Raw genomic sequence first — 20,239 nt, 5'->3', positions numbered from 1 at the left:
ACTAACGCAGGCTCGTGACGCCCGGATATACGAAAAATCCGAGCGTCGCGTACGGTTTAGAAACGTCGCAAATCGAGTGTCATAGGTAGCTCGTCATTAATTTCCACATTGGGTACAGGAAGTTTTCCCGGCGTGTGTCCGATGCGGAAGAACCGCGCCATTCGCCGGCTCTCCGCTTCATTGGCATTGACCGGCAAGCTGTCGTAGTTGCGCCCGCCCGGATGGGCCACGTGGTACTGGCAACCGCCCAGCGAGCGCTGCATCCAGGTGTCGAGCAGGTCGAACACCAGCGGCGCGTGCACCGGGATGGTCGGTTGCAGGCAGTTGGCCGGTTGCCAGGCGCGAAATCTCACGCCCGCGACGAATTCGCCTACACGTCCGGTGGGCTGCAAGGGCACCGGAATGCCGTTGCAGGTCAGCAGATAACGCTGGGGCGGCAAGCCGCTGAGCTTGACCTGCAAGCGCTCCAGCGACGAATCCACGTAACGCACCGTACCGCCCATGGCGCCCTCTTCGCCCAGCACGTGCCAGGGTTCGAGCGCCTGGCGCAGTTCCAATGCAATGCCGCTGACGGCGTAGTCGCCAACCTTGGGGAAACGGAACTCCAGATGCGCGGCGAACCATTCCGCCCGCACCGGATAACCGGCGGCGTTGAGGTCGACGATGACATCGGCGAAGTCTTGCTCGATAAAGTGCGGCAACAGGAAGCGATCGTGCAGCTCCGTGCCCCAGCGCGCCAGTTTCGGCGGTGCATAGGGCTCGCGCCAGAACCGCGCGACCAGCGCCCGCAGCAACAGCTGTTGCGCCAGGCTCATTCGGGCATGGGGCGGCATCTCGAACGCACGCAGCTCCAGCAACCCCAGGCGCCCGGTGGCACCGTCCGGCGAATAGAGTTTGTCGATGCAGAACTCGGCACGGTGGGTATTGCCGGTCACATCGATCAGCAGATTGCGCAGCAGCCGGTCCACCAACCATGGCGGACATTCTTCACCCGGTTCAGGCATCTGTGCGAAGGCAATTTCCAACTCGTACAAGGCATCGTTGCGCGCTTCGTCGACACGGGGCGCCTGGGACGTCGGGCCGATGAACAATCCGGAAAACAGGTAGGACAGCGACGGATGGTTGTGCCAGTAGCTGATCAGGCTGCGCAGCAGATCCGGGCGACGCAAAAACGGCGAGTCCCCCGGCGTCGCGCCACCCAGCACAAAGTGGTTACCGCCGCCCGTGCCGGTGTGTCGGCCGTCGATCATGAATTTCTCGGTGGTCAGCCGGGTCTGGCGCGCTTCTTCGTAGAGGAATTCTGTGCGCTCGACCAACTCATCCCAGGTCGCGGACGGCTGCACGTTGACCTCGATCACCCCCGGATCCGGGGTGATGCGGAAGTTGCTCAGGCGTGGATCGCTCGGCGGCTCGTAGCCTTCCAGCAACACCGGGCACATCAGCTCTTCGGCGGTGGCTTCGATGGCAGCGACCAGTTCGAGATAGTCCTCGACCCGTTCCAGCGGCGGCATGAATAGGTACAACCGACCCGCCCGCGCCTCGGCGCAGAAGGCGGTACGGGTCAGCCAGTCGGCGGACTCGTCGATCTTCGGTGCGCGTTCCTGCACCTCGGCAGCTTCGCTTTGGCTTTGCAGTTGCGTGGTGTCGGGCAGCGGCGGGAAGTCTTGATTCGGGTCTTGCGGATGAATGAACGGATATTCCGCCGCTTTCACCCAGGGTTGCGAACCCAGCGGCAAGCGATAGCCCAGCGGCGAGTCCCCTGGCACCAGTCGGCAGTGCTCGTCGCGCAAATACCAGCGGCCGCTCTGCCATTGATCGCCCTTGGCAGTGCGCGCCAATGGAAGGACCTGGCCAATCACCTTGTCCAGGCCTTGGCTGAATACTTTGCGCAGGCGCGCACGCTCCAGAGGTTCTTCCAGGCGCGAGTCTTCGGCGCTGACGTTTTGCGGCAGCATCCCTTCGCGCCAGAGGTAATAGAAATTGTCTTCGTAGGCCGCAAAAACAAAGCGTGTCGGAATTTTCAGGCGTTCGGCGACACTCGCCAGAAAACGCCCGGCCAGTGCTCCGTCGGCGCCGTAGTCTTCCTGCTCGTCGGCGATCAGCGCGCTGTTGTGCCAGATCGGCACGCCGTCACGGCGCCAGTAGCAATTGAGCGACCAGCGCGGCAGTTGCTCGCCGGGGTACCACTTGCCTTGCCCGAAATGCACCAGCCCCTGGGGCGCGTAGTGTTTACGCATGCGTTGGAACAGTTCGGAGGACAACCGTCGTTTATCCGGCCCCAATGCCGCGGTATTCCATTCGGCGCCGTCCGGGTCATCGATGGACACGAAGGTCGGCTCGCCGCCCATGGTCAGGCGTACATCACCCTCCAGCAGGTCGGCATCGATCTGCCGGCCCAGGGCCTGGATCGCCAGCCACTGGTCGTCGGTGTAGGGCTTGGTGACCCGTGGTGCCTCCCAAATCCGCTCCACGGACATTTCGTGGCTGAATTCGCACTCGCAGGGTTCCACCAGGCCACTGATCGGCGCCGCTGAGGACGGATCGGGACTACAGGCCAAAGGAATATGTCCTTCACCGGCAAACAGCCCGGAAGTCGCATCCAGGCCGATCCAGCCAGCACCGGGCAAGTACACCTCGCACCAGGCGTGCAGGTCGGTGAAATCCACTTCGGTGCCGGACGGCCCGTCGAGACTTTTGACGTCGGCGGTCAGCTGGATCAGGTAACCCGACACAAAACGCGCCGCCAGCCCCAGGTTGCGCAGCAATTGCACCAGCAACCACGCGGAGTCGCGGCACGAACCGGAGGCCTGATCGAGAGTGTGCTCAGGTGTTTGTACGCCGGGTTCCATGCGGATCAGGTAGTCGATGTCTTCGCTCAGGCGCTGGTTGAGCGCGACGAGAAAGTCCACGGCAGGCAACGGAGTGCGGTCGATGCCGTCCAGGTAGGCCTTGAACTTCGGCGTCAGGGGCAGGGTTTCCAGGTACGGCGCCAGCTCCTTGCGCTCATCCGCGGCATAGGTGAAGGGGATTTTTTCCGCGTAGGGTTCGAGGAAGAAGTCGAACGGATTGAAGATCGCCATTTCGGCCAGCAGATCGACTTCGATTCGCAAATCTTCGGTTTTTTCCGGGAACACCAGCCGCGCCAGGTAATTGCCCTGAGGGTCCTGCTGCCAGTTGATGAAGTGCTGTTCGGGGGAGACTTTCAGCGCATAGGACAGAATCCGCGTGCGGCTGTGGGCAGCGGGACGCAGGCGAACAATCTGCGGGCCGAGCTCGACAGCGCGGTCATAGCGGTAATGCGTGACGTGGTGCAATGCGACATGAATCGACACGGCGTGCCTCCTGCGAGCCTTGAGCGTATGGGAAAGCGCGCAAGACTTATGCCATCCAGCAGCACTGGCGCTTTCTTCGGTTGCCTGAGGCAGTACAGCACCAAAATCGGGCGATGCAGGGAAATGGTTTGACGCAGGTGCACATAAATGTGGCGATCAGACAGAAATTAGTTGGCAGTTCCGGCCTCTTCGCGGGCAAGCCCGCTCCCACAGGGTTTTGCTGTGAACACAAAACTGCGGGCAACCCCAATAACCTGTGGGAGCGGGCTTGCCCGCGAAGGGGCCAGTGGCTCCAACAAACCTTTCAGCCTTGAATGCAAAACGCCAACCCGAAGGTTGGCGTTCTGTTCAGCTCAAGCGAGGTTTAGCGCGGCACGACCGGCTTGCGGGTCGGCTTTGGCCCCTTGCCCTTGGCCGCGTCCTTGCGTTCCTTGGCCGCCTGCTGGTTGCGGGCGAACGCCGCGGCCTTGGCCTGTTCGCGCTTGTCCCACGGGTTGCCGCCATCGCTGGCACGTGGTGGCAGGCCGGTGTGCTGGGTCAGGATCTTGGTGGTCTTTTCCCCTGCAACCTTGTGGCTGCCGGCCGGCGTCGAGTTCTTGCGCCGGGCGCTCTGGTAGCTGTCGGTCGACGGCTGGTGCAAAGGAATCAACTGGTTCTTGCCCGGCCCGATCAGGTCGGCGCGACCCATGCGGGTCAGTGCCTCACGCAGCATCGGCCAGCCTTTCGGGTCGTGATAACGCAAGAACGCCTTGTGCAGACGACGCTGCTCTTCGCTCTTGACGATGGTTACCGCGTCACTCTTGTAGGTGACCTTGCGCAGCGGGTTCTTGCCCGAGTGGTACATCGCGGTGGCGGTGGCCATCGGCGACGGGTAGAACGCCTGCACCTGGTCGGCACGGAAGCCGTTGCCCTTGAGCCACAGGGCAAGGTTCATCATGTCTTCATCGGTGGTGCCCGGGTGGGCCGCGATGAAGTACGGAATCAGGTACTGCTCCTTGCCCGCTTCCTTGGAGTACTTCTCGAACATGCGCTTGAACTTGTCATAGCTGCCGATGCCCGGTTTCATCATCTGGTTGAGCGGACCTTCCTCGGTGTGTTCCGGGGCGATCTTCAGGTAGCCACCGACGTGGTGGGTCACCAGTTCCTTGACGTACTCCGGCGACTCGACCGCGAGGTCGTAACGCAGGCCGGAAGCGATCAGGATTTTCTTCACACCCGGCAACTCACGGGCACTGCGGTACAGCTGGATCAGCGCCGAGTGGTCGGTGTTCAGGTTCGGGCAGATACCTGGGAACACGCACGATGGCTTGCGGCACGCGGATTCGATTTCCGGGCTCTTGCAGGCGATGCGGTACATGTTCGCGGTGGGGCCGCCGAGGTCGGAGATCACGCCGGTAAAACCCGGGACTTTGTCACGAATTTCTTCGATTTCGCGAATGATCGACTCGTGGGAACGGTTCTGGATGATCCGGCCTTCGTGCTCGGTAATCGAGCAGAAGGTGCAGCCGCCGAAGCAGCCACGCATGATGTTCACCGAGAAACGGATCATGTCGTAGGCCGGGATCTTCTCCTTGCCGTACGCCGGGTGCGGAATGCGCGCATAAGGCATGCCGAACACGTAGTCCATTTCTTCGGTGGTCATCGGAATCGGTGGCGGGTTGAACCAGACGTCGACTTCGCCATGCTTCTGTACCAGCGCACGGGCGTTGCCCGGGTTGGTTTCCAGGTGCAACACGCGGTTGGCGTGGGCGTAGAGCACCGCGTCGTTACGGACCTTTTCCACCGACGGCAGACGAATCACGGTCTTGTCACGGGTCATGCGCGGGCTGGCCAGGATCTGCACGACCTTGGCTTCCTGCGGATCCTCGACCGAACCTTTTTCCTGCTCGATGGCGCAGGCCTGGGTGTCCTGGGTGTTCACGTACGGGTTGATGATCTTGTCGATCTTGCCCGGACGGTCGATACGCGTGGAGTCCACTTCGTACCAGCCCTGCGGCGTGTCGCGACGGATGAACGCGGTGCCGCGCACATCGGTGATGTCTTCGATCTTGTGGCCGTAGGACAGGCGCTGGGCGACTTCGACAATCGCACGCTCAGCGTTGCCGTAAAGCAGGATATCGGCGCTGGCGTCGATCAGGATCGAGTTACGCACACGGTCCTGCCAATAGTCGTAGTGGGCGATGCGGCGCAGGGACGCTTCGATGCCGCCGAGCACGATCGGCACGTGCTTGTAGGCTTCCTTGCAGCGCTGGCTGTAGACCAGGCTGGCGCGGTCCGGACGCTTGCCGGCCAGGCCACCTGGCGTGTAGGCATCGTCGGAACGGATTTTCTTGTCGGCGGTGTAGCGGTTGATCATCGAGTCCATGTTGCCGGCCGCGACACCGAAGAACAGGTTCGGCTCGCCGAGCTTCATGAAGTCGTCTTTGGACTGCCAGTTCGGTTGGGCAATGATCCCGACGCGGAAACCCTGGGACTCCAGCAGCCGGCCGATGATCGCCATGCCGAACGACGGGTGATCGACGTAGGCGTCACCGGTGACGATGATGATGTCGCAGGAATCCCAGCCGAGCTGATCCATCTCCTCCCTGCTCATGGGCAGGAACGGCGCTGGCCCGAAACATTCGGCCCAGTACTTGGGATAGTCAAATAACGGCTTGGCTGCTTGCATGTCGATAACCGGTGTTGGCTTTCATTGAATTTCGCGGGCGCGGAATATAGCACAAATTTTGACCAATTCCGACGGCTGTGGTCGGAAATTGCGGTGACCCCATCGCGAGCAAGCTCGCTCCCACAGGTTCAATGTGATCCCTGTGGGAGCGAGCTTGCTCGCGATGAGGACCGATCAGTCGCTACAAATTACTCGTCATCATCAAAATTGTAGCTACCCGGCGCCAGGTTCTCGAAGCGGGTGTACTTACCGATGAAGGCCAGGCGAATAAAGCCGATCGGCCCGTTCCGCTGCTTGCCGATGATGATTTCGGCAATGCCCTTGTGCTCGGTCTCGGGGTGATACACCTCGTCGCGATACACGAACATGATCACGTCGGCGTCTTGCTCGATCGCTCCGGATTCCCGCAAGTCGGAGTTCACCGGGCGCTTGTTCGGGCGCTGTTCCAGGGAACGGTTGAGCTGGGAAAGTGCCACCACCGGGCAGTTGAATTCCTTGGCCAGGGCTTTCAGGGATCGGGAGATCTCGGAAATCTCGTTGGTCCGGTTGTCACCGCTGGAACCCGGGATCTGCATCAGTTGCAGGTAGTCGATCATGATCAGGCCGACTTCGCCGTGTTCACGCACCAGACGGCGGGTCCGCGCGCGCATTTCCGACGGGCTGATGCCGGCGGTATCGTCGATGAACAGCTTGCGGTCGTTGAGCAGGTTGACCGCCGAGGTCAGGCGCGGCCAGTCGTCGTCTTCAAGCTGACCGGAACGGACCTTGGTCTGGTCGATACGGCCAAGGGAGGACAGCATACGCATGATCAGCGATTCGCCTGGCATCTCGAGGGAGTAAACCAGGACGGCCTTCTCGCTGCGCAACACGGCGTTTTCCACCAGGTTCATCGCAAAGGTGGTTTTACCCATCGATGGACGGCCGGCGACGATGATCAGGTCGGACGGTTGCAGGCCGCTGGTTTTCTCGTCGAGGTCGGTGTAACCCGTGGACAGGCCGGTAATGGCGTTGTCGGTGTTGAACAAGGTGTCGATGCGGTCGATAGCCTTGGTCAGCAGGTCGTTGACGCCCACCGGGCCACCGGTTTTTGGCCGGGCCTCGGCGATCTGGAAGATCTGCCGTTCGGCTTCGTCAAGAATCTCGGCGGCGGTGCGACCTTCAGGGTTGAACGCACTGTCGGCGATTTCGGTACTGATACCAATCAGCTGGCGCAACGTCGCCCGCTCGCGAACGATCTGCGCATAGGCCTTGATGTTGGCGACGGACGGGGTGTTTTTCGCCAGTTCGCCCAAGTAACCGAGCCCGCCGACCTGAGAAGTCTGACCTTCCTTGTCCAGTTGCTCGGACAGGGTCACGACGTCGATCGGCATGTTCTGATCGGCCAGCTTGGCGATCGCACGGAAAATCAGGCGGTGGTCATGTCGATAGAAATCGCCGTCGGAGACTTGATCGAGCACACGCTCCCAGGCGTTGTTGTCCAGCATCAGACCACCGAGTACAGCCTGTTCGGCTTCGATGGAATGCGGCGGCACTTTCAGCGCGGCGGTTTGCAGATCGTATTGCTCAGGAGCGGAGATATCGTTCATGGCCACTTGAAATTGGAGGAATCAGAAAGACAAAGGGCACGACCTGTAAACAGGATCGTGCCCGATGTTACCGGCAAGCACCCGAGGGTGCCAGCCGACAAGTGCTGCTTAAGCTGCTACCACGACAACGCGTACGGTGGCTTCAACTTCGGCGTGCAGGTGCACGGCTACGTCGAATTCGCCTACGTTGCGGATGGTGCCGTTCGGCAGACGAACTTCGCTCTTCTGCACTTCAACGCCGGAGGCGGTCAGTGCGTCAGCGATGTCGTGAGTACCGATCGAACCGAACAGCTTGCCTTCGTCGCCAGCGGTGGCAGTGATGGTCACTTCCAGCTCGGCCAGTTGGGCAGCGCGGCTTTCAGCCGATGCTTTGCGATCTGCTGCAGCTTTTTCCAGCTCAGCGCGACGCTCTTCGAACGCAGCCAGGTTGGCTGGGGTCGCAGCGGTAGCTTTGCCGTAAGGCAGCAGGTAGTTACGACCGTAACCAGCCTTAACGTTCACTTTGTCACCCAGGTTGCCCAGGTTGGTGACTTTTTCCAGAAGGATCAGTTGCATGTGAAAATCCTCTTAACTTTTAACCTTCACCGTTCGCGTTATCGGCATCTTTCGGTGCCGAACGACCGCGAAAATCAATCAGGCTGTCGACGATGGCCAGGACCACCAGCAACGGATAGATCAGCTGCATGAACAGCAACAGCGTCACGTACAACCCCACCAGCCAGAACCTGGCCAGTCGCTTCTGCGCCACCAGCCCATGAATCAGGGCCAGCCCGGCGAACACCAGCGGTACGCTGCACAACGGCGTCAACATGGCCATCTGTGAACCGAGATTCGGCCCCAGAAGCATGCACGCCAGCAGCAACATCGCTGGCAACAGCGGGATGCGGATGGCGCGAAACTCGCGACCAAAACCGCCCGGGTTGTACAACAACGCCTGCCAGTAACGCCCGACAAGCAGGCTCAGCAAGCTGACGATTTGCAACAACGCCGCAATCAGGCCGGTCAGGACCGGTGCAATCAGGGACGCGAAACGCGCTTGTTCGTCTACCGACAACTTCTGGTAGACATCGCCGAGGAGCGACGGCATGACTTTGATCAAAGCCTGCGCCAGCATCTCGATCTGGGGAGCAAAAGCTGTCCCCAACACCACTGAAAACACCACTCCCATCGCTATGCTGACCAGCAGCACGCGGTTCCAGGACTCGCTTGCGCGCAAAACCAACGCAAGGCTCGCAGACCCCAGCAGCACCAGAAGTGCCCGTGGGTCGTCGGAGTAAAGCCACCAGGCCAATGCCGGCAGCAGTCCCAGAGCAAGAACGCCCAAGGCGTCCCTCAATCCGCGCCGCAGGAGCACAAGGCATCCGGCGGCAGCACCCAACCAATACAACAACGGCAATGCCGCGCATCCAGCCACTACCAGAGTGGCCTGCATACGGCCGCGCATGATGAACTCAGCTATGGCCCGCATGCATTCAATCCTTTGCTACGTGTCGACTGCCCGGTCTCAGCGGCCGTGGCTGTCGGTGTAGGCCAGCAGGGCCAGGAAGCGGGCGCGCTTGATAGCGGTGGCCAGCTGACGCTGATAACGAGCTTTGGTACCGGTGATGCGGCTTGGAACGATTTTGCCGGTCTCGGATACGTAGGCTTTCAGAGTGTTGAGATCTTTGTAATCGATCTCTTTCACGTCTTCAGCGGTGAAGCGGCAGAATTTACGACGACGGAAGAAACGTGCCATGTAATTGGCTCCTTAAAAGGTCCGTGGATTACTCGTCAGCGTTATCGCTGTTGTCGCTGTCATCACTATCAGCGCTTTCAGCGCCTTCGTGCTCAGGACGGTCGCGACGCTCACGGCGCTCACTGCGGTTTTCTTCAGCCTTGAGCATCTCGGACTGGCCGGTAACGGCTTCGTCGCGACGGATGACCAGGTTACGGATCACTGCATCGTTGTAGCGGAAGTTGTCTTCCAGCTCGGCCAGGGCCTTGCCAGTGCACTCAACGTTCAGCATCACGTAGTGAGCCTTGTGAACATTGTTGATTGCGTAGGCCAGTTGACGACGGCCCCAATCTTCCAGACGGTGGATTTTGCCGCCGTCTTCTTCGATCAGCTTGGTGTAACGCTCAACCATGCCGCCGACTTGCTCGCTTTGATCCGGGTGGACCAAAAAGATGATTTCGTAATGACGCATGAATGCTCCTTACGGGTTGTAGCCTGCCGCTCAAAAGCGGTCAGACAAGGAGTGAATGACACTTATGGACTTGCGGACGCTAGACACGTTGGTGCCTGCCATCGCAGCAAGGGGCGCAATTGTAGAGAAGGGGCGAGGGAGGTGCAAGGTAATTGGTGATTATTTGAACAATCACCTCAACCACATGCCGAACACCTGTAGGAACTGCCGAAGGCTGCGATCTTTTGACTTTGATTTTCAAGATCAAAAGATCGCAGCCTTCGGCAGCTCCTACGGGGGCCTGCGTGGATCAGGATTTCTTGGCAGCAGCCTTGGCTTTGACACTGCGCTGGCGCTGCGCCTCGAACAGACAAACGCCGGTCGCCACGGAAACGTTGAGGCTGCTGACGCTGCCGGCCATCGGCAGGTTCACCAGGTAGTCGCAATGCTCGCGGGTCAGGCGACGCATGCCCTTGCCTTCAGCGCCCATGATCAGGATGGTCGGGCCGGTCAGATCCTGATCATACAGGCTGACCTCAGCTTCACCGGCCGTACCGACAACCCACAAGCCGCGCTGCTGGAGTTTTTCCAGAGTGCGCGCCAGGTTGGTCACGGCAACCAGCGGAATCACTTCCGCCGCGCCGCAGGCGATTTTTCGTACAACCGGAGTCAGGGTCGCCGACTTGTCCTTCGGCACGATCACCGCCAGCGCACCCGCCGCATCGGCGGAACGCAGGCAGGCGCCGAGGTTGTGCGGATCGGTCACGCCGTCGAGCACCAGCAACAACGGCGCGCCGTCGGTGCGATCGAGCAACTCGTCGAGCATCGCCTCGCCCCAGACCTGGCTCGGACTCACGTCCGCGACCACACCCTGGTGCACGCCTTCAACCCAGGCGTCCATTTCACGGCGCTCGGCCTGGCCGACCTGGACCCGGTTTTCGTTGGCCAGTTCGATCAGCGTCTGGACCCGAGGGTCATTGCGACCTTCGGCCAACCAGATCTGCTTCACGCGTTTCGGGTGGTGACGCAACAACGCTTCTACAGCATGTACGCCGTAGATCTTTTCCAACTGACTCATGGCTTGGCCTTAGGTTTACGCGCCCCGCCACTCTTGGCTGGAGCCGAGCCCGCTTTTGGCGGACCTTTACGATGTTTGCTCGGTTTGGCTGGCTTGCCGCCGACGGCCTTGTCAGGCGTCGACCGACTGGTCTTTCCCCCAGACGCCGCTTTACCGCCGCTTTTCGCACCGGCCAGCAACGCCTGCTTCATTTCACGGCTTTTGCGCACTTCGGCGTTTTTCGCCGCCGCATCGCTCGGACGATAGGCTTCTACAGCCTTTTCCTTGGCAGGACGACGACCGGTTTTTGCCGGGGCCGGTTCTGCTTCGACTTTCGCTGCGGGTGCGGTGCTTTCGGTGCCACGCTTCTTGCGGCCGATCGGCGCGCTAATGGTTTTCTCGGCCATCTCGAAGTCGATCTTGCGTTCGTCGAGGTCGACGCGCATGACCCGCACTTCCACGGTATCGCCCAGGCGGAAGCTGCGACCGGTACGCTCACCGGCCAGGCGGTGGTGCACAGGATCGAAGTGGTAGTAATCGCCCGGCAGCGCGGTGACGTGCACCAGGCCTTCGACATAAATGTCTGTAAGCTCGACGAACAGACCAAAACCGGTCACGGCGGTGATCACACCCGGGAACGATTCGCCCACGCGGTCTTTCATGAACTCGCACTTGAGCCAGTTCACTACGTCGCGGGTCGCTTCGTCGGCACGGCGCTCGCTCATCGAGCACTGCTCGCCGAGTTGCTCCAGGGCCGCTTCGTCGTACGGATAGATGCGCGCTTTCGGAATGGTCATCGCACCGGCACGGCGAACGTGCGGGGTGTTCTGTTTCGAATGGATCACGCTGCGAATCGCCCGGTGCGTGAGCAAGTCCGGGTAGCGGCGGATCGGCGAAGTGAAGTGGGTGTACGCCTCGTAATTCAGGCCGAAGTGGCCCTGGTTATCGGCGCTGTACACCGCCTGGCTCAACGAACGCAGCATGACGGTCTGGATCAGGTGGAAATCCGGACGATCCTTGATACCGGCCAGCAATGCCTGGTAATCCTTCGGCGACGGACCGTCCTTGCCTTTGTGCAGGGACAGGCCGAGCTCGCCGAGGAAGGCGCGCAGCTTTTCCAGACGCTCCGGTGGCGGACCATCGTGGACACGATACAGCGCCGGGATTTCGTGCTTTTTAAGGAACTCGGCGGTGGCCACGTTGGCCGCCAGCATGCATTCCTCGATCAGCTTGTGCGCATCGTTGCGCACGGTCGGACGGATTTCGGCGATCTTGCGCTCGGAACCGAAGATGATCCGGGTTTCCTGGGTTTCGAAATCGATCGCGCCACGTACGTGACGGGCCGCCAGCAACACCTTGTACAGCGAGTACAGTTGCTTGAGGTGCGGCACAACGTCGGTGTACTCACCGCGCAGCTTGCGCCCTTCGGTGGCTTTCGGCGTTTCCAGCATGGCGCTGACCTTGTTGTAGGTCAGACGGGCATGGGAGTGGATCACTGCTTCGTAGAAGCAGTAGTCGGTCATTTCGCCGGATTTGGAGATGGTCATCTCGCAAACCATGGCCAGACGATCGACTTGCGGGTTCAGCGAGCACAAACCGTTGGACAGCTGCTCAGGCAGCATCGGGATCACGCGCTCGGGGAAATACACCGAGTTGCCGCGAACCTGCGCTTCGGCATCCAGCGCCGAACCGAGCTTCACGTAACTGGATACGTCGGCAATCGCCACGTACAGCTTCCAGCCACCCGAGAACAGGCGCAGCTTGCCCGGACGGGCTTCGCAATAGACCGCATCATCGAAGTCGCGGGCATCTTCGCCGTCGATGGTGACGAACGGCAGATGGCGCAGGTCGATGCGCTTCTCTTTGTCTTTCTCTTCGACTTCCGGCTTGAGCTTGCCGGCTTCCTTGAGCACGGCGTCAGGCCAGACGTGAGGAATGTCGTAGGTGCGCAGGGCGACATCGATCTCCATGCCCGGCGCCATGTAGTTGCCCACGACTTCAACCACATCGCCTTGCGGCTGAAAGCGTGGCGTCGGCCAGTGAGTGATCTTCACTTCGACGAACTGACCGATCTGCGCGTTGGCGTTACGACCTGGCGTCACCAGCACTTCCTGCTGGATCTTCGGATTGTCGGCAACCACGAAGCCGATGCCGCCCTCTTCGAAGTAGCGGCCGACGATGGTTTCGTGAGCGCGGGACACCACTTCGACGATCATGCCTTCGCGGCGACCGCGACGGTCCAGGCCAGATACACGGGCCAGGGCACGGTCACCATCGAACACCAGACGCATCTGCGCCGGGCTCATGAACAGGTCATCGCTGCCGTCGTCCGGCACCAGGAAGCCGAAGCCGTCGCGGTGACCGCTGATGCGACCCAGGATCAGATCAAGCTTGTCCACCGGCGCATAAGTGCCGCGACGGGTATAGATGAGTTGAGCATCGCGCTCCATGGCGCGCAGACGGCGGCGCAGGGCTTCGATCTGGTCTTCTGTGGTCAGACCAAACTCTTCGACCAGTTGCTCGCGGTTAGCAGGCGAACCTCGATCAGCAAGATGCTGAAGGATCAATTCGCGGCTAGGAATAGGGTTTTCATATTTTTCCGCTTCACGAGCGGCCTCGGGATCGAGGGACTGCCAATCGGCCATTAGAGAGTTTTCACCTTGTCTATATGCGGGTTAGTTTGGCATAGGCGTAATGAAACGGGAAATTTCAGGCTAAGACGACCCATCTAAAGCCCTGTATCGACACCGCAAAGCAGTTTTGTAGACCACTGGCGAAATTTTCCAGGTTTTTTTGACCTCGGGGGTTTACAGTTAAAAAGACGCTCCGTATAGTGCGCGCCATCGACGACGGACAACGTTGCCGATACTGCCCAGATGGTGAAATTGGTAGACACGCCAGCTTCAGGTGCTGGTGACCGCAAGGTCGTGGAAGTTCGAGTCTTCTTCTGGGCACCAATTTCGAGCTTGAGATTAGTTCAATTTCAAGGCTCACACAAAAACCCGCGAAAGCGGGTTTTTGCATTTTTGACCACTGGTTTATTATTTTTAGAATCAGGGGTTTACAGATCAAAATGCTCTCCGTATAGTGCGCCACATCAACAGCGGCAACGCTGAAGATGAATGCCCAGATGGTGAAATTGGTAGACACGCCAGCTTCAGGTGCTGGTGACCGCAAGGTCGTGGAAGTTCGAGTCTTCTTCTGGGCACCAATTCAAATCCAAGGTCAAGACCTTGGATTTCACAGAAACCCGCGAAAGCGGGTTTTTGCGTTTCTGGCATTTGAAAACCACACACGCCCCCTGTAGGAGCTCACCTCACAAAGCGCATTTGAGAAGCAATATCGTTTATCATTGTTACAAGTTTTTGCAATGTGACAGTGAGGAACCCTGCGAATGATGTTTCGAAATACCCTGCGCCGCGGCCTGATCACCACCCTCCTCGGCCTGGCACTCGCCACTCCCCTCACCCAAGCCGCCGACCCGGTTGCCCTGACCCTCTACAACGGCCAGCACAAAGAAGTCGGCGACGCAGTCGCCAAAGCCTTCGAAGCCAAGACCGGGATCCACGTCAATGTGCGCAAAGGCAGTAGCAACCAGCTCGCCAGCCAGATCGTCGAAGAAGGCGATCGCTCCCCCGCCGACGTGATCTACACCGAAGAATCGCCGCCACTGAACAAACTCGGCGAACAAGGCCTGCTGGCCAAGACGGATGACGCCACGCTGGCCGTTCTGCCAAAGGAATACGTCGCTGGCAACGGCACCTGGATTGGCGTGACCGCCCGGGTGCGCGTCGTTGCGTTCAACCCCAAGCTGATCGATGAAAAAGACCTGCCGACCTCGGTGATGGAGTTCTCCGATCCGAAATGGCAAGGCAAGGTCGGTTTCGTTCCTACCAGCGGCGCTTTCCAGGAACAAGCGGTGGCGATCATCAAGGTCCACGGCATGGACGCAGCCGAAGAGTGGCTGACTGGTCTGCGCGCATTCGGCAAGACCTACAGCAACAACATGGTTGCATTGAAAGCGGTGGAAAATGGCGAAGTCGCCACCGTGCTGGTGAACAATTACTACTGGTTCGCCCTGCAGCGTGAAAAAGGCCAGCTCGATTCGAAGCTGCATTACTTCACTGGCGGCGATGTCGGTGGGCTGATCACCGTTTCCAGCGCTGCCGTCCTGAAATCCAGCAAACATCCAAAAGAAGCCCAGCAATTGCTCGCCTACATGGCCAGTGAAGAAGGCCAGCGCGTGATCACCCAGACCACCGCCGAATACCCGCTGCACAAAGGCATGGAATCAGATCGCGGGCTCAAGCCATTCAGCGAACTGGAAGCACCAAAAGTCACGCCTGCCGACCTCGGCAACGCCGAAGAAGCGCTGGACCTGGAACGCGATGTTGGCCTGAATTGATGGGTGCCTCACTGTCCGCGCATCACGCCTGCGCACCACGGCGCAAGCGGCCGTCTATCTGGCTGATATTGCCTGTGTTGCTGCTGGTGGCGCTCAGTCTCCTGCCTCTGCTGTATGTCGGCCTGAAAGCCTGGCAGGCGGGCTGGGCACAAGCGCTGCATTTGCTTTGGCGACCTTATGTGTTCGGCTTGCTGCGCAACACACTCGCACTGATGATTGGGGTCACCGCTGTTTGCGGGGTAATCGGCCTGTCGCTGGCCTGGTTGCTGGAGCGCAGTAATCTGCCGGGTCGACGATTGTGGGGCGTGATCCTCTGCCTGCCGTTCGCCGTTCCAGCCTTTGTCAGCAGCTTCACCTGGGTTTCCCTCAGCGCTCATTTCGAGGGACTTGGCGGGGCTATCCTGGTAATGAGCCTGTCCAAGTACCCGCTGATTTTCCTGCCCGTGGCGGCAACACTGCGCAACCTTGACCCATCCCTCGAAGAGTCCGCGCGCACGCTGGGGCAGAATCGTTGGGGCGTATTTTTCAAGGTCACCCTGCCCCTGCTCTGGCCTTCGCTGCTGGCGGGTTCGCTGCTGATTGCCCTGCACATGCTGGTGGAGTTCGGCGCCTTGTCGATCATCGGCCTGCAAACCTTCACCACGGCGATCTATCAACAGTTCGAACTGGAGTTCAGCAATGCCAACGCGGCAATGCTCTCCGCCGTACTGCTGATGTTGTGCCTGACACTGCTGTGGCTGGAGTTGCGCGTGCGCGGCAAGGGTCGACACGTGCGCACCGGCCAGGGTGCGGCGCGACGCGCGGAACAGGTTCAACTGGGCCCATGGGCCATGGCGGGACAGTTTTACTGCCTGCTGCTGGCAATCATTGGCAGCGGGATTCCGCTGGGCATGCTGGCCTATTGGCTTGCGGTGGGATCATCGGCAGCCTTTCCCGCGGCGGCAATTGGCGAAGCATTGCTGTCATCCCTAGCACTGTCGCTGGGTGGCGCGGCGCTGTGCCTGGTGCTGGCGGTTCCAGTCGGCCTGTTGGTCGTGCGCCACAAAGGCCGGCTGGCGATCTGGGCCGAGCGTCTGCCGTATCTGCTGCATGCGCTGCCGGGACTGGTCATTGCCCTGACTCTGGTGTATTTCGCCCTGCACTACGTGCCGATGCTTTACCAGACTTCGGCATTGCTGCTGATCGCCTATGCCCTGCTGTTTCTGCCACTGGCCCAGGCGCCGATCCGCACCGCCCTGAACAAGGCGGCGCCACAACTTGAGGAGGCGGCACGCACATTGGGCGCCTCGTCATTCAGTGCTTTCTGCCGAGTGACACTGCCGATTATTTTCCCGGCGCTGGGGGCGGCTTTTGCCCTGGTGTTCCTGGATGCGATGAAGGAACTGACGGCGACCTTGCTGTTGAGTCCAACCGGACTCAACACGCTGGCGACGGAAGTCTGGGCGCATACCGCGAACGTGGAGTTTGCGGCGGCGGCGCCCTATGCGGCGTTGTTGATAGTGGTGTCGGGGTTGCCGGTCTATCTGCTGACGACCCGGATGTATCTAAGCCGCTGACAAAGCAAAAGATCGCAGCCTTCGGCAGCTCCTACAGAGAAACGCAAAGCCCCCTGTAGGAGCTGCCGAAGGCTGCGATCTTTTGATCTTTTAAGCCCTGAACTGCCCCAGACTCGCCTTCAACTGCGCCGCCAGACCATCGAGCACCTTACCGCTCGCCGTGGTCTCCACCACTGCCTGCGCCGCCTTCTCGGCCTGGGCGTGAATGGTCTGGACCCGCCCCCGCACTGCCTGCGCGCCCTGCGCCTGATGCGCCGCCGCCTGGGTGGCCAGACCGATCGCCGTATGGACCTGCTCGACCGATGCCTGCACCGACTGCTGCAACCGCGCACTGTCGCGCAGCACCAGCAAACCCTCATTGGCCTGGCGCCCGGCCTGACCAATCGCCGCCACCGCTTCACGCGCGCCTTGCTGCAACGCGACGATGTGCGCCTGAATATCGCCGGTGGAGCTTTGTGTCTTGCTCGCCAGCGCCCGTACCTCATCGGCCACCACGGCAAACCCGCGCCCGGTCTCGCCGGCACGCGCCGCTTCAATCGCCGCGTTCAGCGCCAGCAGGTTGGTTTGCTCGGCGATCCCGTGAATCACTGTCAGCACCACCTCAATCTGCTCACTTTGCTGCGCCAGACGCTCGATCACCTGGGCGCCAGTGTTGACCTGACCCGCCAACGCCTCGATCAGGCTGCCGACTTTCGCCGAGGTCCGGGTGTTTTCGTCAGTCGCCTGACGAATATCCACCACCTGTTTCAGCGCCGCCTGCATGGCGTGGCTTTCCGACTGGGCCTCATCAGCCATTTGCGACAAGGCGCGCAAACTTTCCGCCACCTCATCACGCTGCATGCCAGCCGCCGCATCCGCACCGGCGTTGCGCAAAGTCATGGCACCGATTTCCACGCCGGTACGCTGGGCTACATCACCGGCCTCGCGCACGATGGGCTGCAACTTATCCACAAAGCGATTGACCGCCGAGGCCATGTCGCCGATTTCATCCTTGCTGTTGATCTGCACACGCTTGGTCAGATCACCCTCGCCCGCCGCCAGGTCATCCATGGCAACGATCAGCATTTTCAGGCGATTGACCACTCGGCGACCGAGTACCACCGCCAACAACAGCAGGACACCAAAACCCACCACCGCCAGACACACGCCGATGCGCCAGCGCAATGTCGTAGCGGCTTCCTGCACGGTGCTGGTGGTATTGGCCTTCATTTCAGCCGCCGTGGACTGCGCCGACTGCAGGCGCGAGCGCATGGCCGTGGCGCTGTCGGCGGCCGCGCCCTTGAGGCTGTCACCCACCAGTTGATCGCTGCTGGCGATCAAGGCCGAGAAGCGCTTGTCGAGGGCCGCCAAGTCAGTCTCCACCGAAGCGGTCGAGACCCCCATCAGGACTTTGCCGATTTCTACGCCGTTAGGATTGATCGGGGCCTCGATGTAGAACACCGAAGGATCGTTCTTCGCCGCATCCAGCACCTTGTCCAGCGCACGCTCGCCCTGGCCTTTTTCCAGCAACGCCTTGTTGATCGGGTTTTCCCGGTTGAGGTAGCGCGTCAGGTGCTGGCCGGTGGCGTCGTCATACACCACGAACAGCACGTTGGGATTGCGCTGGGCGCGGCGAGCGAACTCGGAAAGTGTCGGAACGTCGTTGTCCCACATGGCGCGGGGCGCGACGGAAGCCAGAAGCTGCGCCATGTCGCCGGCGGAGTCCTTCAGGTCTTTTTCCAGCGTTGCGCGCAACTGCGCCTGCTCGTCCTTCAGTCGCGAGGACAAACCGGCCGTCAGGCGCTGGCGGGTACTGGTGGAGAGACTGTCGAGGCTCGACGTGACTTCGCGCCCCGCCTGCTCAAGCTCAGCGGAAAGCTTTTGGCTGTCCGCACCCAGGCGCATGCCCAGATCGGCCTCCAGCGCGGTCACCGTGCTCCGGGTCAGAGCGACAGCTACCAGCACCTGCACCAAAAGGGCGATACCAAGGGTAACGAACACGGGCCGCAACAAACGGCTTTGTAACAATGAGAGAACGGCCGACACTTGATATCCCTCTGCAAAAGCGCCATTAAATTGATGGCACGCCAAAAGTGACGTTTTAGGCAAAGCTAATAGCAAAGGTCATGCCGTCCAACAGGCATAAACGACAAAGGCCCCAATTAAGGGGCCTTTGTATTTTACATCAACAACTTATCAAGCAAACGGATGGCGCAGGACGATCGTTTCGTTGCGGTCCGGGCCCGTCGAAATAATGTCGATCGGCGCGCCGATCAGCTCTTCGACGCGCTTGATGTAAGCACGAGCGTTAGCTGGCAGCTCTTCCAGGGTTTTGGCGCCCACGGTCGACTCGGTCCAGCCCGGCACTTCTTCGTACACAGGCTGCAGGCCCACGTAGCTGTCAGCATCAGTCGGGGCAACGGCCTTGCCTTCTGCATCTTTGTAGCCGACGCAGATGTTGATGGTTTCCAGACCGTCAAGCACGTCCAGCTTGGTCAGGCAGATGCCCGAGATGCTGTTCACATCGATAGCGCGACGCAGGATAACAGCGTCGAACCAGCCACAACGACGAGCACGGCCGGTAGTCGCGCCGAACTCGTGACCTTGTTTAGCCAGGTGCGCGCCGACTTCGTCGAACAGCTCCGTCGGGAATGGACCCGAACCTACACGCGTGGTGTAAGCCTTGGTGATGCCCAGGATGTAGTCCAGGAACATGGGGCCAACACCCGAACCGGTAGCAACGCCGCCAGCGGTGGTATTAGAGCTGGTCACGTACGGGTAGGTGCCATGGTCGATGTCCAGCAACGAACCCTGGGCGCCTTCGAACATGATGTCCTTGCCAGCGCGACGCAGGTCGTGCAACTCGGCAGTCACGTCGAGCATCAGCGGCTTGAGCAGCTCAGCGTATTCTTTGCATTCGGCCAGGGTCTTGTCGAATTCGATGGCTGACTCTTTGTAGTAACCCACCAGCATGAAGTTGTGGTAATCCACCAGTTCACGCAGCTTGTCTTCAAAGCGCGGCATGTTGAGCAGGTCGCCCACACGCAGGCCACGACGTGCAACCTTGTCTTCGTAGGCCGGGCCGATGCCGCGACCGGTGGTACCGATCTTCAGCTCGCCACGGGCCTTTTCACGAGCCTGGTCCAGCGCTACGTGGAAGGACAGGATCAGCGGGCAGGACGGGCTGATACGCAGGCGCTCGCGCACCGGCACACCTTTTTCTTCCAGCTTGGTGATCTCGCGCAGCAGGGCGTCAGGTGCAACCACCACGCCGTTGCCGATCAGGCACTGCACGCCTTCGCGCAGCACGCCCGACGGGATCAGGTGCAAGACGGTCTTCTCGCCGTCGATCACCAGAGTGTGGCCAGCGTTGTGGCCACCTTGGTAACGCACTACGGCGGCAGCATGTTCGGTCAGCAGATCAACGATCTTGCCTTTGCCCTCATCACCCCATTGGGTGCCCAGGACTACGACATTCTTACCCATAACAC

At 60.4% G+C, this 20,239-nt stretch carries 13 protein-coding genes and 2 tRNA genes; 4 read left to right on the top strand and 11 right to left on the bottom strand.

Annotation, left to right across the window (positions count from 1 at the left end; all coding sequences use genetic code 11):
* Positions 1 to 56: 56 nt before the first annotated feature.
* From ACMDB8_RS02170 to rnr, 9 genes are all read right to left on the bottom strand, one after another.
* The gene (locus ACMDB8_RS02170; RefSeq protein ID WP_409078574.1) at positions 57 to 3,332 is read right to left on the bottom strand and encodes a DUF2126 domain-containing protein; all 3,276 of its coding nucleotides are present in this window, start codon (positions 3,330 to 3,332) and stop codon (positions 57 to 59) included.
* Between the two features lie 364 nt (positions 3,333 to 3,696).
* Positions 3,697 to 6,000: a YgiQ family radical SAM protein gene (locus tag ACMDB8_RS02165; protein ID WP_056725442.1), complete on the bottom strand. Its 2,304-nt coding sequence runs from the start codon at positions 5,998 to 6,000 to the stop codon at positions 3,697 to 3,699.
* 188 nt (positions 6,001 to 6,188) lie between these two features.
* A complete protein-coding gene (gene dnaB / locus ACMDB8_RS02160) occupies positions 6,189 to 7,586 on the bottom strand; it encodes a replicative DNA helicase (protein WP_056725443.1) in 1,398 nt (465 codons plus the stop codon).
* Between the two features lie 108 nt (positions 7,587 to 7,694).
* Positions 7,695 to 8,141: a 50S ribosomal protein L9 gene (rplI, locus tag ACMDB8_RS02155; protein ID WP_007973276.1), complete on the bottom strand. Its 447-nt coding sequence runs from the start codon at positions 8,139 to 8,141 to the stop codon at positions 7,695 to 7,697.
* A gap of 19 nt (positions 8,142 to 8,160) precedes the next feature.
* Entirely contained in the window at positions 8,161 to 9,054 is an 894-nt protein-coding gene (locus tag ACMDB8_RS02150) for a hypothetical protein (protein WP_056725445.1), read from the bottom strand.
* Between the two features lie 36 nt (positions 9,055 to 9,090).
* Positions 9,091 to 9,321: a 30S ribosomal protein S18 gene (rpsR, locus tag ACMDB8_RS02145; RefSeq protein WP_002551829.1), complete on the bottom strand. Its 231-nt coding sequence runs from the start codon at positions 9,319 to 9,321 to the stop codon at positions 9,091 to 9,093.
* A 28-nt stretch (positions 9,322 to 9,349) separates the two neighbouring features.
* Positions 9,350 to 9,772: a 30S ribosomal protein S6 gene (rpsF, locus tag ACMDB8_RS02140; protein WP_008048087.1), complete on the bottom strand. Its 423-nt coding sequence runs from the start codon at positions 9,770 to 9,772 to the stop codon at positions 9,350 to 9,352.
* A 289-nt stretch (positions 9,773 to 10,061) separates the two neighbouring features.
* Positions 10,062 to 10,829: a 23S rRNA (guanosine(2251)-2'-O)-methyltransferase RlmB gene (gene rlmB / locus ACMDB8_RS02135; RefSeq protein WP_007973273.1), complete on the bottom strand. Its 768-nt coding sequence runs from the start codon at positions 10,827 to 10,829 to the stop codon at positions 10,062 to 10,064.
* Entirely contained in the window at positions 10,826 to 13,453 is a 2,628-nt protein-coding gene (gene rnr / locus ACMDB8_RS02130) for a ribonuclease R (RefSeq protein WP_056725446.1), read from the bottom strand. Before rnr ends, rlmB begins: the two co-directional genes overlap by 4 nt.
* 225 nt (positions 13,454 to 13,678) lie before the next feature.
* Between rnr and ACMDB8_RS02125 the strand changes: the two genes are divergently transcribed.
* The 4 genes from ACMDB8_RS02125 to ACMDB8_RS02110 all read left to right on the top strand — a co-directional run bounded on the left by ACMDB8_RS02125 (position 13,679) and on the right by ACMDB8_RS02110 (position 16,769).
* Positions 13,679 to 13,765, top strand: a tRNA-Leu gene (locus ACMDB8_RS02125).
* Between the two features lie 167 nt (positions 13,766 to 13,932).
* A tRNA-Leu gene (locus tag ACMDB8_RS02120) sits at positions 13,933 to 14,019 on the top strand.
* Positions 14,020 to 14,202: 183 nt separating this feature from the next.
* On the top strand, positions 14,203 to 15,213 hold the full coding sequence (locus ACMDB8_RS02115; protein ID WP_056725448.1) for an extracellular solute-binding protein: 1,011 nt from the start codon (positions 14,203 to 14,205) through the stop codon (positions 15,211 to 15,213).
* A complete protein-coding gene (locus tag ACMDB8_RS02110) occupies positions 15,213 to 16,769 on the top strand; it encodes an ABC transporter permease (protein WP_409078573.1) in 1,557 nt (518 codons plus the stop codon). The genes ACMDB8_RS02115 and ACMDB8_RS02110 overlap by 1 nt, the downstream gene beginning before the upstream one ends.
* Before the next feature lie 90 nt (positions 16,770 to 16,859).
* Here the strand turns inward: ACMDB8_RS02110 and ACMDB8_RS02105 are convergent, their stop codons facing one another.
* Both ACMDB8_RS02105 and ACMDB8_RS02100 read right to left on the bottom strand, forming a co-directional pair.
* Positions 16,860 to 18,794 (bottom strand): methyl-accepting chemotaxis protein, encoded by a 1,935-nt coding sequence (locus tag ACMDB8_RS02105; RefSeq protein ID WP_409078572.1) that lies wholly within the window; start codon positions 18,792 to 18,794, stop codon positions 16,860 to 16,862.
* A 150-nt stretch (positions 18,795 to 18,944) separates the two neighbouring features.
* On the bottom strand, positions 18,945 to 20,234 hold the full coding sequence (locus ACMDB8_RS02100) for an adenylosuccinate synthase (RefSeq protein WP_409078571.1): 1,290 nt from the start codon (positions 20,232 to 20,234) through the stop codon (positions 18,945 to 18,947).
* Positions 20,235 to 20,239 lie beyond the last annotated feature (5 nt).

The sequence above is a fragment of the Pseudomonas monachiensis genome (genome assembly GCF_047345015.1).
In the GTDB taxonomy this organism is placed as follows: domain Bacteria; phylum Pseudomonadota; class Gammaproteobacteria; order Pseudomonadales; family Pseudomonadaceae; genus Aquipseudomonas; species Aquipseudomonas monachiensis.
The sequence above is the reverse complement of the archived record's forward strand: the minus strand, read 5'-3'. Positions and strand labels throughout refer to the sequence as shown.

Excerpts from the sequence above, each read along its gene's own strand:
- ACMDB8_RS02110 (WP_409078573.1), top strand. The coding sequence starts at position 15,213 with ATGGGTGCCTCACTGTCCGCGCATCACGCCTGCGCACCACGGCGCAAG.
- ACMDB8_RS02150 (WP_056725445.1), bottom strand. The coding sequence starts at position 9,054 with ATGCGGGCCATAGCTGAGTTCATCATGCGCGGCCGTATGCAGGCCACT.
- rnr (WP_056725446.1), bottom strand. The coding sequence starts at position 13,453 with ATGGCCGATTGGCAGTCCCTCGATCCCGAGGCCGCTCGTGAAGCGGAA.
- dnaB (WP_056725443.1), bottom strand. The coding sequence starts at position 7,586 with ATGAACGATATCTCCGCTCCTGAGCAATACGATCTGCAAACCGCCGCG.
- ACMDB8_RS02115 (WP_056725448.1), top strand. The coding sequence starts at position 14,203 with ATGATGTTTCGAAATACCCTGCGCCGCGGCCTGATCACCACCCTCCTC.
- ACMDB8_RS02165 (WP_056725442.1), bottom strand. The coding sequence starts at position 6,000 with ATGCAAGCAGCCAAGCCGTTATTTGACTATCCCAAGTACTGGGCCGAA.
- rlmB (WP_007973273.1), bottom strand. The coding sequence starts at position 10,829 with ATGAGTCAGTTGGAAAAGATCTACGGCGTACATGCTGTAGAAGCGTTG.
- rpsR (WP_002551829.1), bottom strand. The coding sequence starts at position 9,321 with ATGGCACGTTTCTTCCGTCGTCGTAAATTCTGCCGCTTCACCGCTGAA.
- rpsF (WP_008048087.1), bottom strand. The coding sequence starts at position 9,772 with ATGCGTCATTACGAAATCATCTTTTTGGTCCACCCGGATCAAAGCGAG.
- rplI (WP_007973276.1), bottom strand. The coding sequence starts at position 8,141 with ATGCAACTGATCCTTCTGGAAAAAGTCACCAACCTGGGCAACCTGGGT.
- ACMDB8_RS02100 (WP_409078571.1), bottom strand. The coding sequence starts at position 20,234 with ATGGGTAAGAATGTCGTAGTCCTGGGCACCCAATGGGGTGATGAGGGC.